The organism is Pseudoalteromonas sp. GB43, assembly GCF_054923805.1.
The window spans coordinates 400,310-415,447 of the sequence record NZ_JBPCHJ010000001.1 but is presented as its reverse complement, the minus strand read 5'-3'; the positions used below and the strand labels follow the sequence as shown (position 1 = coordinate 415,447).

Annotated in this window: 11 protein-coding genes and 1 pseudogene; 4 read left to right on the top strand and 8 right to left on the bottom strand. The window is 41.6% G+C overall.

All coding sequences use genetic code 11. From position 1 onward, the window contains the following. Positions 1–20 precede the first annotated feature (20 nt). Genes ACRWSG_RS01880 through ACRWSG_RS01865 form a run of 4 tightly spaced genes read right to left on the bottom strand, consistent with a single transcriptional unit; the run spans position 21 to position 4,536 of the window. Positions 21–1,226, bottom strand: a complete 1,206-nt coding sequence (locus ACRWSG_RS01880) for an ABC transporter permease (RefSeq protein WP_054551530.1) — start codon at positions 1,224–1,226, stop codon at positions 21–23. An 11-nt stretch (positions 1,227–1,237) separates the two neighbouring features. After that, positions 1,238–2,551 carry an ABC transporter permease gene (locus ACRWSG_RS01875; RefSeq protein WP_105173978.1) on the bottom strand — a complete coding sequence of 438 codons (1,314 nt, stop codon included), beginning with the start codon at positions 2,549–2,551 and terminating at the stop codon, positions 1,238–1,240. A 2-nt stretch (positions 2,552–2,553) separates the two neighbouring features. Continuing rightward, complete coding sequence (locus ACRWSG_RS01870; RefSeq protein ID WP_187489316.1) at positions 2,554–3,261, bottom strand: ABC transporter ATP-binding protein; 708 nt, start codon at positions 3,259–3,261, stop codon at positions 2,554–2,556. Positions 3,262–3,282: 21 nt separating this feature from the next. Then, on the bottom strand, positions 3,283–4,536 hold the full coding sequence (locus tag ACRWSG_RS01865) for an efflux RND transporter periplasmic adaptor subunit (protein WP_462166879.1): 1,254 nt from the start codon (positions 4,534–4,536) through the stop codon (positions 3,283–3,285). Between the two features lie 695 nt (positions 4,537–5,231). On the opposite strand from ACRWSG_RS01865, the pseudogene gltB reads away from it, so the two are divergent. The 4 genes and pseudogenes from gltB to ACRWSG_RS01845 all read left to right on the top strand — a co-directional run bounded on the left by gltB (position 5,232) and on the right by ACRWSG_RS01845 (position 12,293). Next, positions 5,232–9,688, top strand: a pseudogene (gene gltB, locus ACRWSG_RS01860) (glutamate synthase large subunit). A gap of 9 nt (positions 9,689–9,697) precedes the next feature. Next, the gene (locus tag ACRWSG_RS01855; protein WP_462165463.1) at positions 9,698–11,113 is read left to right on the top strand and encodes an FAD-dependent oxidoreductase; all 1,416 of its coding nucleotides are present in this window, start codon (positions 9,698–9,700) and stop codon (positions 11,111–11,113) included. A gap of 262 nt (positions 11,114–11,375) precedes the next feature. After that, complete coding sequence (locus ACRWSG_RS01850) at positions 11,376–11,588, top strand: hypothetical protein (RefSeq protein ID WP_228290467.1); 213 nt, start codon at positions 11,376–11,378, stop codon at positions 11,586–11,588. 12 nt (positions 11,589–11,600) lie between these two features. Further along, a complete protein-coding gene (locus tag ACRWSG_RS01845) occupies positions 11,601–12,293 on the top strand; it encodes a response regulator (RefSeq protein ID WP_294407728.1) in 693 nt (230 codons plus the stop codon). Here ACRWSG_RS01845 and ACRWSG_RS01840 read toward each other — a convergent pair. The 4 genes from ACRWSG_RS01840 to ACRWSG_RS01825 all read right to left on the bottom strand — a co-directional run bounded on the left by ACRWSG_RS01840 (position 12,286) and on the right by ACRWSG_RS01825 (position 14,883). Beyond that, positions 12,286–12,774 carry a hypothetical protein gene (locus tag ACRWSG_RS01840; protein WP_235374194.1) on the bottom strand — a complete coding sequence of 163 codons (489 nt, stop codon included), beginning with the start codon at positions 12,772–12,774 and terminating at the stop codon, positions 12,286–12,288. The two genes, ACRWSG_RS01845 and ACRWSG_RS01840, sit on opposite strands and share 8 nt — an antisense overlap. A 66-nt stretch (positions 12,775–12,840) precedes the next feature. Continuing rightward, the gene (locus ACRWSG_RS01835) at positions 12,841–13,944 is read right to left on the bottom strand and encodes a sensor histidine kinase (protein ID WP_462165462.1); all 1,104 of its coding nucleotides are present in this window, start codon (positions 13,942–13,944) and stop codon (positions 12,841–12,843) included. 59 nt (positions 13,945–14,003) lie between these two features. Further along, positions 14,004–14,315 carry a hypothetical protein gene (locus ACRWSG_RS01830; protein ID WP_462165461.1) on the bottom strand — a complete coding sequence of 104 codons (312 nt, stop codon included), beginning with the start codon at positions 14,313–14,315 and terminating at the stop codon, positions 14,004–14,006. After that, entirely contained in the window at positions 14,272–14,883 is a 612-nt protein-coding gene (locus tag ACRWSG_RS01825) for a hypothetical protein (protein WP_462165460.1), read from the bottom strand. Before ACRWSG_RS01825 ends, ACRWSG_RS01830 begins: the two co-directional genes overlap by 44 nt. Positions 14,884–15,138: the final 255 nt, after the last annotated feature.

Here is a 15,138-nt window from a genome sequence, read left to right as displayed (position 1 = left end):
TGTAGCATAGGTTGGGAGAATTAAATTGTTCGAGTTGCAATGCTCGGTGAGATATTCGCCGCCCGTTTTGCAGGTGCAAGTACTGCTAATAAACTCATAACGAACACTGCCAGCGCCGTAGCAAGCACGTAGCTAATATCAAGCTGAGCTATTGAAAAGTGCTGCATGAGCACCTGGCCTAAATACACGGCAGCAATCACACCAATCACTAAACCAACTATACATATCATGGCGTTTTCAACTAAGAAGTAGCTGATGATGGCCGATTTTCTGGCCCCTAAAGCACGGCGAGTACCTATTTGTTTAGTACGCTTACTAATATTGAACAGCGTTAGGCCGAAAATACCCAGGGCCGTCACCAACACTAAAATAGTAATAAGTACAATCAGCATGCGCATCATTAATGTATCCTCAGCCATGTATGACTCTTTATCGTCATCTAAGCCACGAATGCGAGAAATCACGCGTTTGTTGTAGTTTTTCAGCATGGCTTCTTCAACACGGTTCATGACTGATTGACGTTGACCAGGCTCTGTTCTAACCACAAAGCGTGCATTTGTACCAGGCTTAATAAAAGGCAGCAGTGCTACGTTATCTGGACGGCTGTCTTTAAGCCATGGGCCTTTCATAAGTTCAACAACACCAATTACTTTCATTGGAATGTCACCAAAATAGACAGTTTGACCTAAACCATTGCCGTCAGGGAACAGCTCATCGAGTAGGGTTTTAGTAACAACGGTTACTTTTGAAAGCTCATCATAGTTATCGGTAACGATCACTTCGTCTTCGGTGTAGTTACGCCCAGCAATGAGTTTTACACCATAAGTATTAATGCCATGCTCATCGATAAACATGTAAGAGCTACGCGCTGATTTACTCTCTTCAGGTGCTGGCTTTAAACTAAAATCTGACGAAGAGCCACTGCCCGAAAGCGGTGTATTACTTGAATAAGCAGCATCAACTACACCAGGTATTTGACGAAGCATGGCTTCATCAAGCTCATATTGCTGTGACGGCGACACATCTTTGCCAAACATCATGACATTAAAAACGAAAATGTCTTGTTCAGGATAGCCAGTCTCTTGGCTTAAATAGCTAATTCTGTCTTGAATAATAAACGCTGCGTTACTAACAATTGCAGTGGTGATGGCAATTTGGATCAGTAATAAAATGGCGCCAACTTTTGAGCGGCATAAGGCGTGAAAGATAGGTTTAATTTCTAACATGGGTGTCTTCCTTATTGGCTCTTAAGATAAATAGCAGGGTTGGTTTTACATACCAGCCAAGCAGGGTACAGACCCGCTATCACACAGGTGCTAATTGCAATCACAGGTGCGCTGAGTAGCATGGTTAAATCCATAGTGGCTAAGCTTTGGTAGTAGCTATAGCTTTGACGTACGCCTAATAAGCCCACTTGCGCCAAAATAATTCCGAAGATGCCACCTAAGAAACCTAACATCGCGACCTCAACAATATGTTGAAAGAATATTTGGCGTTTGCTGGCACCTAATGCACGGCGCACACCAACCTCAGGAGCGCGGCGTAAAAATTTCGCTAGTAATAAACCTAAAATGTTGGCAAGGCATACTGCTAAAAACATAAAGCTTAGGCCAACCAGAATTTCGTTGTCTTCGCTAACGACATTGTTGTACTGCATCCACTCATTTACATCGCGTAAGGTGGCGGTTAATTTTTCGCGGTTAAAACGACCTAGCTTTTGTTGCTCTTGCATATAGGCCATTAAAAAGTCTTGGTAAGCTTGTTTTTCTGCAGGTGTTTTTAGTTCAACCCAAAATTGTAACCACACCATTTCAGAATTGAGTTTGTCGTTAAAGGTATTGGTTTTTTCGTGCTTCCAACCATTGGTATTACCCCAGTTTTCAAGCTGGCGTGCTTTCATTAGGCTAAATGGTAAAAATAGTTGCTCGGTCTTATTAAATGCACCGTTGTTCAGATCATAATATTTGGTGGTGATATCCCAATCATCAATCACGCCAATAACTTCGTAGCTGGCATCATCGAGGTACACCATTTTACCGACAGGGTTTTCACCTGCGAATAACTTGTCGTTTAATTCTTTATTGATCACCACAACAGGGGCTGCATCGGCTTCTTGTTGCGCGCTCCAAACCCCACCGTAAATAAACGATAGGTTAAACATATCGAAAAAATCAGGCGTGGTTAGGCGTGCTTGTCCAATAAATGGTTTAACTTTATCTGAGTCTAAATAAACCGAAAAACCCGTTCTAACCATAGTGACACGTTTGCCACCCGCATTCGCTTGATTAAGGTTAACGGCATCCTGATAAGTTAATTGCAGTGGCATGTTATCGACTGTCCACCACGTACGGCCTTCATCCATGGTTTGTAGCTGTACTGTATAAAGGTCACTACTTTTTTCAGGAATAGGGTCTGCCGACATCATGTGATACACAGATAAACTGGTCATGGTTACGCCAATACCAATGGCTATGGCCAATACCATTAAAAAGCTCACAAGTGGCGTGCGCTTAAAGCTGCGCCAGCTTAAATCTAAATAATGAAGGAACATGGTTACACTCCAGCCGCTTTAAGGTTTTGAGTGCCTTGATACAAGGTGAAGTCAGCGAGTTGGCCGTCAACAACTTGGATATTACGTGGTGCTCTGCGAGCAAGTTCAGGATCATGGGTAACCATGATGATAGTTGCGCCATCACGGTTGATTTGCTCAAGTAGCTCCATTACTTGACGGGCCATTAAGCTATCTAAATTACCGGTTGGCTCATCGGCAAGTAAAAAGCGCGGTTCACCAGCAAGAGCTCTGGCAATAGCTACACGTTGTTGTTGGCCACCAGAAAGTTGTTGCGGTAAGTGTTTAGCGCGTGATGCTAAACCAACTTGCTCTAAGCATTGCTCGATTCGGCGTTTACGCTCGGCGGCTTTGATACCGCGATAACGCAGTGGTACTTCAATATTTTCATAGAGGTTCAAATCTGGGATCAGGTTGAAGCCTTGGAAAATAAAACCAATTTTTTGATTACGAAGATCTGCACGCTGGTTGTCGTTGAGCTTACCCACATCAATACCGTCTAGCATGTATTGGCCTTCGTTAAAGGGTTCTAACATACCGGCGATGTTTAAAAATGTGGTTTTTCCTGAGCCACTTGGGCCCGTTACGGCAATAAATTCACCTTCTTCTACTTGAAGATTAAAGTCACGAAGGGCATGTGTTTGTACCATATCTGTTTGATACACTTTGCTGATGTTGTTCATTGTAAGCATGTTGATTATTCCTTTTATTTGTTAGCGTAAAACCAGTGTGGGTGCTTTTTTAAAGCGATCGTAGTTCGAGATAATTAACTTATCGCCAGGCTCTACGCCTTCAATTATCTCGACAGCATTGATACTGCTTGCACCGGTTTTTATATCGATTAAATAAGCCATGTCACCGTCAACTTTATAAGCATGGGTGCCACCTTGTTGTAAGAATGCGCCGCGTTTTACTTGTAATACATCGTCGCGATTTTCTAGTAAAATACGTGCGGTTAAGCGTTGGTTTTGGCGAATGCCAGAAATCTCATTGTCAAAGCGTACGCGGGTTGTGACCTCGCGATTATTTACTTCAGGTGATATAGCCGATAGCGTGCCTGTGACATGACGAGCACCTAAAGTAAGCTCAACTTGCATACCAAGACCCAGCTCATTGGCGTAGCTTTCTGGTACTTGCAGTTCTGCTTCAAAGTTACTTAAATCGACCAATGTCATTAATGGTTGGCTTTGTGTGACCGCTTCTTTTTGTTGCACTAATAAGTTACCCACAATGCCGTTTACACTCGCGGTAATAGTGAGTTCATTTACTTGTCTGAGTAAGTCATCAACAATCAGTTGCTGACGTGCCAGATCACGCTCTGCTGCTTTTAGCTCAAATGCGAGGGTGTCTTTAGCTAAGCTGACTTCTTGCTCGGCGTGCTTATAAGACAGCTTGGCACGGGCTAAGTCATCAACGGCTTTTTCTAAATCTATTTGGCTAATTAAATGTTTTTCGATTGAGATTTTAGCTCGGCGGTTTTCTCTATCTGCAGCATTGAGTTCAACTTGCGCTAAATCGAGCGCTTTAGTCAGGCTTAGTTTTTGTCTACGCGCTTCAAGTTGCTTGCGCTGTAACTCGCCTTCTAATCTCGCTAATACTGATTGTTGTTGTTTTAGCTCGTTGGTTAGCTCAGGGCTGGTTACGGTTGCGATCACTTCATTTACTTCAACGCTGTCACCGGCTTTAACTTTTAAATCGACAAAGCCGCGTTCAGGGCTGTAAACCTTTGGCGCATTAGCTGCAACGATTTTACCGCTTGCTGCTACATCTCTGGTGAGTGTCTTTTGGCTTACTTCACTAATTTGTAGGCTTGCTGCATCAACCGAGATGCTGCCATCGTTACTGGCAAACAATGCTTTAAAGCCGAGTGCACCAACAAGTATTACAGCTGCTGCTAGTATAAGTGGCTTTTTAATGGTGTTTTTCTTGGTCACTGTAATATCTTGGGCACTGGTATCCTTAATCATCATAACTCCTTACGATTCTCAAAACACACAATCATGAAGCCAACGGCAAGCATGGTAAGTGGAGAAGCCATAAACAAACTGATAGTGAACATTTTGAAATCCTCAATTTCGCTGATGTCTTATCTATACCAGTAGCGTGCCAGTTTTTAATTTATTGATTTTTAATTATTTTATGTTTTAACAGTGAGTTAATGTCTGTCCGCGGACAGAAAAAGTGTCCGCTGCGGACACTTTTTAATTGCTGATTGTTGACGCAAGGGTAAAGAACTCAGTCATTGCGACTAAGGTAGTCTGCTCAGATACGTAGTTTGTAACTATGCTAAAGCCAAGAGTAAATAATGATGCAGTTAGGCTAGTCGAGACCCCGTAAAAAACTGCATTGATATTCATAATTTGAATAATTATTCAAAATAAAGCGCAGTTTACGTTAACGTAAAGTGGCGGGTTTTTAGATTGTTTTTTTACAAGTTGTTAAATTTGACACCAGTGTCATAAAAAAATAACGGGTAAAATACGACTAAATGTAAAAAAATAGCATAGAATTTAAAAAGTATCTTAAGTGAGAAATATTCATGAATATGAATATGTATTCAAAACTCTATTGACTCATGAGGTATTTGGCGATAGTTTTGTTCGTCTGCTAGCACTGTCACAAAAGACTGAACCGCTAGTCGTTGTAGCAAGGGGAGGGGTCTATGTTATACGACTCAAAATTAGAAAAAGATAATTGTGGCTTTGGCTTAATAGCCCAGGTCAATGGTCAGGCGAGTCACCGCTTGATTCGAACAGCAATCACTGGCTTAGATCGCATGGAGCACCGTGGGGGTATTTCTGCAGATGGTAAAACAGGTGATGGCTGTGGTTTATTAATGCAAAAACCTGATAGCTTCTTTCGTGCTATTGCCAGCGAACATGATTGGCATTTAGGAAAGAACTACGCCGTTGGCATGGTATTTTTAAATGCCGATCCTGTACTTGCGCAAACAGCTAAAGATGTGTTGAGTGAAGAACTCGAAAAAGAAACCTTGAGCATTCAAGGCTGGCGCGTAGTACCTACCGATGCGTCATGTTTAGGGCCAATTGCAAAAAAACAACTACCAGGCTTTGAACAAATTTTTGTAAGCGCACCAGAAGGCTGGCGTCCAAAAGATTTAGAGCGTCGCTTATATGTAGCGCGTCGTCGTGCTGAAAAACGCCTCGAAAACGATGAACATTTTTATATTGCCAGCTTATCTGGTTTAGTTACTGTTTATAAAGGCTTAATGATGCCTGTAGACTTACCTAACTTTTATTTAGACCTAGCTGACATCCGCATGACCAGTGCGATTTGTGTATTCCACCAACGTTTCTCTACTAATACACAACCTCGTTGGCCACTGGCGCAACCATTCCGCTATTTAGCACATAATGGTGAAATTAATACGATTCAAGGTAACCGCCAATGGGCTCGTGCCCGTGCGTATAAGTTTGCCTCACCACTTATTCCTGATTTGCAATCAGCAGCGCCTTTCGTGAACGAAAGCGGCTCAGACTCTTCTAGCTTAGATAATATGCTTGAGTTGTTCTTAGCGGGTGGCATGGATTTATTCCGTGCAATGCGTATGCTTGTGCCGCCAGCATGGCAAAAAAACCGTGCTATGGATGATGACTTACGTGCATTCTATGACTTTAACTCAATGCATATGGAACCATGGGATGGCCCAGCTGGCATTGTAATGTCTGACGGTCGTTTTGCTGCTTGTAACCTTGACCGTAACGGTTTACGCCCAGCGCGCTATGTAATCACTCAAGACGGTTTTATTACCCTTGCCTCAGAAGTCGGTATTTGGGACTACGCGCCAGACGAAGTGGTTGAGAAAGGCCGTGTTGGCCCAGGTGAGTTATTAGTAATTGATACTCATCAAGGTAAAATTTGGCATTCAGATGAGATTGACCAAGATCTTAAGTCACGCCATCCATATAAAGCATGGCTTGAAGCAAACGTTAAGCGTTTAACGCCATTTGAACAGTTATCTGAAAAAGATGCCGGTAACCGTTCTTTTGATGACGAAACACTGCTTAAGTATCAAAAAATGTTTGGCTACACCAACGAAGAGCTTGATAGTGTAATTCGTGTAATGGGTGAAAATGGTCAAGAAGCAACAGGTTCAATGGGTGATGACACGCCATTTGCGGTTCTGTCAGAAGGCCGTCGCTCACTGTTTGATTACTTCCGACAAAAATTTGCGCAAGTAACCAATCCACCAATTGACCCACTTCGTGAAAATCACGTTATGTCACTGGCAACCTGTATTGGTAGTGAGCAAAACGTATTTAACGAAACAACCGGCCACGCTAAGCGATTACAGTTTGATACGCCGATTTTGATGTACGCTGATATGCAACAGCTGATCAATGCTGACGATGAGCATTACAGTTACTGTAAAATTGATATCACTTACACACTAGAAGAAGGCTTAGAAAACGCAATCACACGTATTTGTGATGAAGCACAAGAAAAAGCAGCGTCAGGCTGTGTCATGCTTATTTTAAGTGATCGTAACTTTAGCGAAACGCATTTGCCGATCCCGGCTGCGATGGCGGTTGGTTCAATTCAAAGGCGTTTAGTCGATAATAACTTACGTTGTGAATCTAATATCATCATCGAATCGGGTAGTGTCCGTGATGCGCATCAGTTTGCGGTATTACTTGGTTTTGGTGCAACGGCAATTTATCCGTACCTTGCATATGAATCATTAGTTGCAATGAGTGACAAAAAGATTTTAAACAAGAGCTATTGCGAAGTAACGCTTGCTTATCGTAATGCGATCAACAAGGGTCTGTATAAAATAATGTCGAAAATGGGGATCAGTACTGTCGCTTCGTACCGCTGCTCGATGTTATTTGAGGCAGTTGGTTTATCAGATGCGGTTGTAGAAACCTGTTTTAACGGTGTAGCTAGTCGTATCAAAGGGGCGTGTTTTACTGATTTTGATGATGACCAACGTAAACTTCATAAGCTAGCATTTAGTAAACGTAAGTTATTAAGTCATGGTGGCTTACTAAAATATGTTCACGGTGGTGAGTACCATGCTTATAACCCAGATGTTATTCAAACTCTGCAAAAGGCAGTGCGCTCTGGGGATTATAAAGATTACTTGGCTTATGCTGATTTAGTAAATAACCGGCCATCACCAATTTACGTGACATGCTAGCGGTGAAAATTCCTGATAGCGGTGTGAGTGTTGATGACGTAGAGCCAGCAACTGAGCTTTACAAACGTTTTGACTCTGCTGCAATGAGTATTGGTGCATTATCGCCAGAAGCACATGAAGCACTCGCGATTGCAATGAACCGCTTAGGGGGTTGTTCAAACTCTGGTGAAGGTGGTGAAGACAAGCTTCGCTACGGTACAGAGAAAAACTCACGTATTAAGCAAGTTGCTTCGGGCCGTTTTGGTGTTACACCACATTACTTACGTAGCGCTGATGTCATTCAAATTAAAGTGGCGCAAGGTGCAAAACCAGGTGAGGGTGGTCAATTACCGGGTGAAAAAGTAACGCCGTATATTGCAAAATTACGTTACTCAGTGCCAGGTGTGACCTTGATTTCGCCTCCGCCGCATCACGATATTTACTCGATTGAAGATTTAGCCCAGCTTATTTTCGATTTAAAACAAGTAAACCCAGATGCACTGATCTCGGTGAAACTCGTTTCTGAGCCGGGTGTAGGTACTATCGCAACTGGCGTAGCTAAAGCCTATGCAGATTTAATTACCATTGCTGGTTATGACGGTGGCACAGGTGCAAGCCCGCTTACCTCTGTTAAGTATGCAGGTAGCCCTTGGGAGCTTGGTCTTGCTGAAACCCAGCAAGCGCTGGTAGAAAATGGTTTACGTCACCGTATTCGTTTGCAAACAGATGGTGGTCTTAAAACGGGTCTAGATATCATTAAGGCGGCTATTTTAGGTGCTGAAAGCTTTGGCTTTGGTACTGGCCCTATGGTGGCACTAGGTTGTAAATACTTACGTATTTGTCACTTAAACAACTGTGCGACTGGTGTTGCAACGCAAGACGATACGCTGCGCCAAAAGCATTATCATGGCCTACCAGAAATGGCGATGAACTATTTTAAGTTTATAGCTGAAGAAGCACGCCAAATTATGGCAAGTTTAGGTGTGACTCGTTTAACAGATTTAATTGGTCGTTTGGACTTACTTGAAGCAATCGAAGGCAACACAGAGAAACAAAAGAAAGTCGATCTGTCGTCAGTGATTGCTGTACCAAACAACCCAACGGGTGAAACACTGTATTGTAGTGCGCCAAATAGCTCACACTACTTAGGTCAGCTAAATGAAACCTTGCTTGAAAAAGCCAAGCAAGCAATTGACGAAAAATCGGGTATCTCACTGGTTAACCGTATTTGCAACACAGACCGTTCAGTGGGCGCTATGTTGTCTGGCTATATCGCTTCTAAACACGGTAACCAAGGTATGGCTGCTGATCCTGTCTCTGTTGAGCTTCATGGTACAGCGGGTCAATCATTTGGTGTATGGAATGCAGGTGGCCTTGAAATGACACTGGTTGGTGATGCCAATGACTATGTTGGTAAAGGCATGGCTGGCGGTAAGCTAGTAATTCGCCCACCGCTGGGTTCATCGTTCGAAAGCCACAAAGCGACCATTGCCGGTAATACCTGTTTATATGGTGCAACAGGCGGTAAGTTATTTGCTGCAGGCTGTGCCGGTGAGCGTTTTGCAGTGCGTAACTCAGGCGTTCAAGCGGTTGTAGAAGGTGTTGGTGACAACGGCTGTGAATACATGACAGGTGGTGTGGTTTGCGTACTTGGCAAAGTGGGTATTAACTTTGGCGCAGGTATGACAGGGGGATTTGCGTATATTCTTGATGAAGGCAACGACTTTGAAAAACGCATTAACCCTGAGCTTGTTGAAATTGTTACCCTTGAAGGGTTGGCGTCACACCAAGAACATTTACGCGGACTCATCGCTGAGCATTTAGAGCTTACCGGCTCAAACCGCGCTGAGCAGATTTTAGCTAACTTCGATTTATACATGCCAATGTTTAAATTAGTTAAGCCAAAGTCTAGTGATGTAAAAAGTTTACTCGGACACCGAGCGCGCAGCAGCGCAGAGCTTCGTGTTCAGGCTCAGTAAGGGGGTAGTATGAGCGAAAATGTATACCAGTTTATCGATGTACAACGTGTTGATCCGCGCAAAAAGCCAATTTCAGCACGTAAACAATCTTTCGTAGAAATCTACGAGCCGTTTTCTGAGACACAAGTTAACTCACAGGCGGATCGCTGTTTAGATTGTGGTAATCCATACTGTGAATGGAAATGCCCAGTGCATAACTATATTCCACAATGGTTAAAACTCATTCGTACTGGCCGTATTTTAGAAGCGGCAGAGCTGTCTCACCGTACAAACAGCTTACCAGAGGTGTGTGGTCGAGTGTGCCCACAAGACCGCTTGTGTGAAGGCTCTTGCACACTTGAAGAAGAGTTTGGTGCTGTCACTATCGGTAATATCGAAAAGTACATCACTGATACGGCCTTTAAAATGGGCTGGAAACCAGATATGTCGTATGTGGTATGGTCTGACAAAAAAGTGGCTATCATAGGTGCTGTCCCTGCAGGTTTAGGTTGTGCGGATATTTTAGTACGTAACGGCGTTAAGCCTGTGGTGTTTGACCGTCACCCAGAAATCGGTGGCCTTCTTACGTTTGGTATTCCTTCATTCAAACTTGAAAAAGAAGTAATGCAAAAGCGTCGTGAAATTTTCACTGAAATGGGTGTCGAGTTTCAGCTAAACACTGAAGTTGGCGTTGACATTACCCTTGATGAAATATTGGCAGAATATGATGCCGTGTTCTTAGGTGTTGGTACCTATCAAAGTATGCGTGCAGGCCTTGAAAACGAAGATGCTGAGGGTGTGTTTGATGCACTGCCGTTCTTAATTGGTAACACAAACCGTGTTATGGGCTATGCAGAAGACAAGCAAGCTTATATCGATATGGCGAACGAAAAAGTCGTTGTATTAGGCGGTGGTGATACAGCAATGGACTGTGTTAGAACCTCTATCCGACAAGGTGCTACACAGGTTACCTGTGCGTATCGTCGTGACGAAGAAAACATGCCAGGCTCAAAGCGCGAAGTTAAAAATGCTCGTGAAGAGGGCGTTGAGTTTACCTTTAACGTTCAGCCAAAAGGCATTGTGGTTGACGAGCAAGGGAAAGTTGCTGGTGTTAAGATGGTGAAAACCCAACTTGGTGAACCGGACGAAAATGGTCGTCGCCGTGCTGAAGAAGTAGCAGGTTCTGAGCATGTTATTGAAGCAACTAAAGTGCTCATGGCGTTTGGTTTTAAACCTCATAAAATGGATTGGTTAGAACCGTACGGTGTTGAAATCAATCATTGGGGTGGTATCAATGCACCAGAAAAAGGTGAATTTACTCACCAAACAACCAACCCTAAGATTTTTGCCGGTGGCGATATTGTCCGCGGCTCAGATTTAGTGGTAACGGCTATTTTCGAAGGCCGAAATGCCGCAGAAGGGATTATGGATTACTTAGACGTTTAATTCTAAGGCGCCATTCAACACTTTTAAAAGCAAGCTACCGAGCTTGCTTTTTTATTGCCTATCATTTTATTGATACGAAAATTTAACCTAATTTTAGAAAAATAATGAAAAAATAGCGCTTATTACCTAAAATTTAGGAATGAATCTAACTGTTGAACAGAAAAAATTCATTATTTCGTACTAACTCCATATTTGCTCCATATTGTTGCGTTTTAATATTTAGTAGAGGCAGAAGCCCATCTTAATATTTGATGCTAACAACATGGATAAAAAGAAAATGTTTTGCGAACACACAAATGACGAGCAGTTAAGCTTTTTTCAGCCAAATTCGAAATCTGAAAATGATTTACTCAATGAGGTTATGAATAGTGAAGATCTGCACGATATTCTGACTATGGTTTTATTAGATGAAACCTTATCAGATACGCTTAAAGCGATGGTGAAGCAACAACTTAGAACAATAAAAAAAATATAAACGGAAATAGAAATGCCGCAGATATTAGTCGTTGAAGACGACTTAGATATTGCAGAACAAGTGCTGTTGTTCTTCAATGCATCTGGCTTTACCACTCACCACATCACTGATGGCAGTGCTGTGATGTCGTGGGTTAAAGAAAATAATCCGGATGCGATAATTTTAGATGTAATGTTACCCAATTTAGATGGCGTGGAGTGCATGAAGCAGATCCGCGCTTTTTCTATGGTGCCGATTATTATGGTAACCGCGAAAGTCGAAGAGGCTGACAGGTTAAAAGGGTTGGAACATGGTGCCGATGACTATGTTTGTAAACCTTTTAGCGGTGCAGAGCTGGTGATGCGTGTTAAAGCTATTTTAAGGCGTTGTGCGTCAGCACCTAGTACCGATGTAGTAGTGCAAGCGACTGATGCAATTTGCTTAATAGAAGATGCGCTTGAAGTTGAAATTAAAGGTGTCTCTTTAGGTTTAACAAAAGTGGAATATGACGTATTTAAACTTTTGTACAAAGCCCCAAAGCGTGTTTTTTCTAGGCAGCAGATACTTGACCATATCCAACCAAACAACTTTGATATTACCGATCGGGTAATCGACAGCCATATTAAAAATATTCGCAAAAAGCTTAAGAGTTTAGATTTCTCTCCTAAGATAGTCGCTTCCGTTTATGGTGCTGGCTATCGCTATGATGAACGTCAAATCAATTGATTTGGCGTTCATCGCTTTCTAAATTACATACTGTTCGATCACCTTTTCGAATCGAATGGCTAAACACATACACTGATAATTCCCTCGTTTTGATATCTTGCCAAATGCGTTTGCTAGCCACAGGGCATAAAGCGTAATGTAAATATTGACTCAAAGCTTCACCTTCTAGAGCAATTTTGCTTGGCGTTTGCACATACACCTGAATTGCATCAGATGAGTAGTTAATTTTATTTAAGCGCCATTGCCCCAGTAAAAACTGTTTGGCAAAAAATTGCGAGATACGCTGTTTCGCAGCTGCAGATAACGGTGGATACTCTTTCGGTTTTTCATAACTCGCATAATAAAACCCAGCACTCAATAGCACACAAGCAAGCGCGGCGCAGATAGAAAGAGGTGATTTTTTGGTTTTTTTAACTTTGCTTTGGCGGTGTTTACGCTCAACAGATTTTGCCCATTGAGCATGCTTTAATGACTCTGACATGGTTCCATTCCACAGTAATTTATTATGCTATTTAAGCAATAAAATATGGTGGAAAAATGGAGAAGCTTATTTATTGCTTAAAGGCAGTAAAATTCGGATACATAATCCACCCGACTTACCCGGTAATGCACTGATACTGCCAGACATTAATTCGACAAAACTCTGGCAAATTGATAGCCCCAAACCTGAGCCTCCTGATGCGCGGCTTCGAGATTCTTCAACACGATATAAACGGTCAAAGAGTTTGCCTATATGGGCTTTACCTACACCCGGAGAAGTATCATCTACTTGAATAAACAGCTCTTGCTTGTTAGTTCTCACTTTGAGCCGAACATGACCAGGGCTGTCGGTATATAGGCAGGCATTAGTAAAAATATTATTAAGGATCTGATCGAGCTTTTGTTTATCTACCGTGATCTCTACATCATTAGCAATAATAATGTCTGAAAAAAATGTCAGGTGGTGGCTGCGAACATAATGACGCATGTCTTGCTCGTACTCAGCAAAGACATTTGCAGCATTTAAGCGTTGGAGATTTAGCGCGAGAGTCTTGTTTTCTGCTTGAGATAACTGATACACATCTGAAATTAGGTTGTTAAGTTGCGCTATTTTGCCATTAATTTTGCTATAGGCTAGATCGCGGTTTTCTTGAATATCGAGCTCAAGTGCTTCTATATGCAGTTTTAATACGCTTAAAGGGGTGCGTAATTCATGGGATATATCAGCAAGCATTTTGTCTTTTTCAAGCAGGTTATATTGATAAAGTTTTGCTTTAAATAGCGCTTTTCGATGCTTGAAGTAATAAAGCACGAGCGCAAGAGTCGTGAACAACAAAACAATACCCGCAGACAATAACCAAATCTGTTTTTCTAGTCGTTGGTTATTCATTTGTGCAGTAGTGAGCTTATTTTTTTGCACTTCATCATCAATACGTTGCTGTTGCTCGATTGCTGTTAATTGCTTTTTGTTTTTTTCAACGGCTTGATTTAAATGTTCTTCAAACAAAGACTCGGCTAGTTTATTTTCAAGCTTCAATTGCTCAGTTGCGAGTTTGTAGTCACCGATAAGTTCGGCATAAACTGCGGTGTAGCCATGCAGCTTTTTATTTAGTAACCGATTATCAATTCCTTCGATAAGTTCTTTTGAACGACTTAAATAGAGGTCAATCAATTGTGAGTTCTTAAGTGGCAGGTGGAGTTCAATTAAATTGAAATATGAATATATTTGACTCAATGCTGAGCCAGATTTAAGTGCTGCTCTGAATTTGAATCTGCACTACTTAAAGCCATATGTTTATTTTCGAGCTTTAAATATAGTTGCATTAGCGTATGCTTTGCTGTTGCCATTCCTTCATAAGCATTTAAATCAGCTAAGCGTGAGTAGGCATTTTTTAATAAGGGTAAAGCTTGCTCATAGTCACCACGTTTATAAACTAACTTTGCCAACTGTAAGCTGGTATCTGCAATGTTTATTTGATTTTTTGTTTTAATATCAAACTCAAGTGCTTTTTTGTAGAAGTATTCTGACTGGGCAAGAATCATCTAGGCGATGAGAAAGGTTTGCTAAATTATAAAAATTGGTGGCGATTAACTCATTATCTTTACTGCCAATTAAAAGCTTTTGTGCTTTTAATTGCTGAAACATAGACTGGTCTAGGTCATTCAACGTGTCATATAAGGTACCCAGATTACTATGGCTTTGTGCCTGTTTGTTTTTATCCTTTAACTCGTAAGCTAGTTTGAGTGCAGCCATATAATGCTGCTGAGCTTGGGTCGTTTTAACTTGGCGTCTGTAATTGATACCAAGCTCTTTTTGGATTTGATAATGCTCTTCTTTGGACAACTCAGCAATATGCTGTAAAGGTAAAAGTAACTCTATTGCAGCCTCGTATTGCCCTTGTTTTCTTAATATGGGGGCTTTTATCAAATCAATCGTCGATTTTGCGACAGGCGTGCTATTGCTTTGTAGTTTTTCAATTAACAATAGTGCTTTTTTTAGGTTTCCTTTCTGCTCTAAGGCAAATATTTCTTCTATCTGCGGTATGTGATCTGTATTAGCCATACAAGGAAGAGAAAGAAGAGCAAGGATTAAAGTTACAGTTAGCTTCATTAAATATTTCGGTGACCAAGTTTGCCGTTATGCTACTGAGAAAATGTGTGGAAAATATGGAGCAGTAAGAATATTAAAACATTGGGAATATAGAAAATCAGAAGTTATTAGCCATTGCCAATACTAAAGTGTGTTTTACATAATTGGTGCTAATTGTTATGTCTGTTTTTATGATAAATCGAGACAAATCAGTAATTTCTGATTGTGTTTGAACTGTAGCGAAATAAAATTATTGCGTACAAAATTTAAACGTAA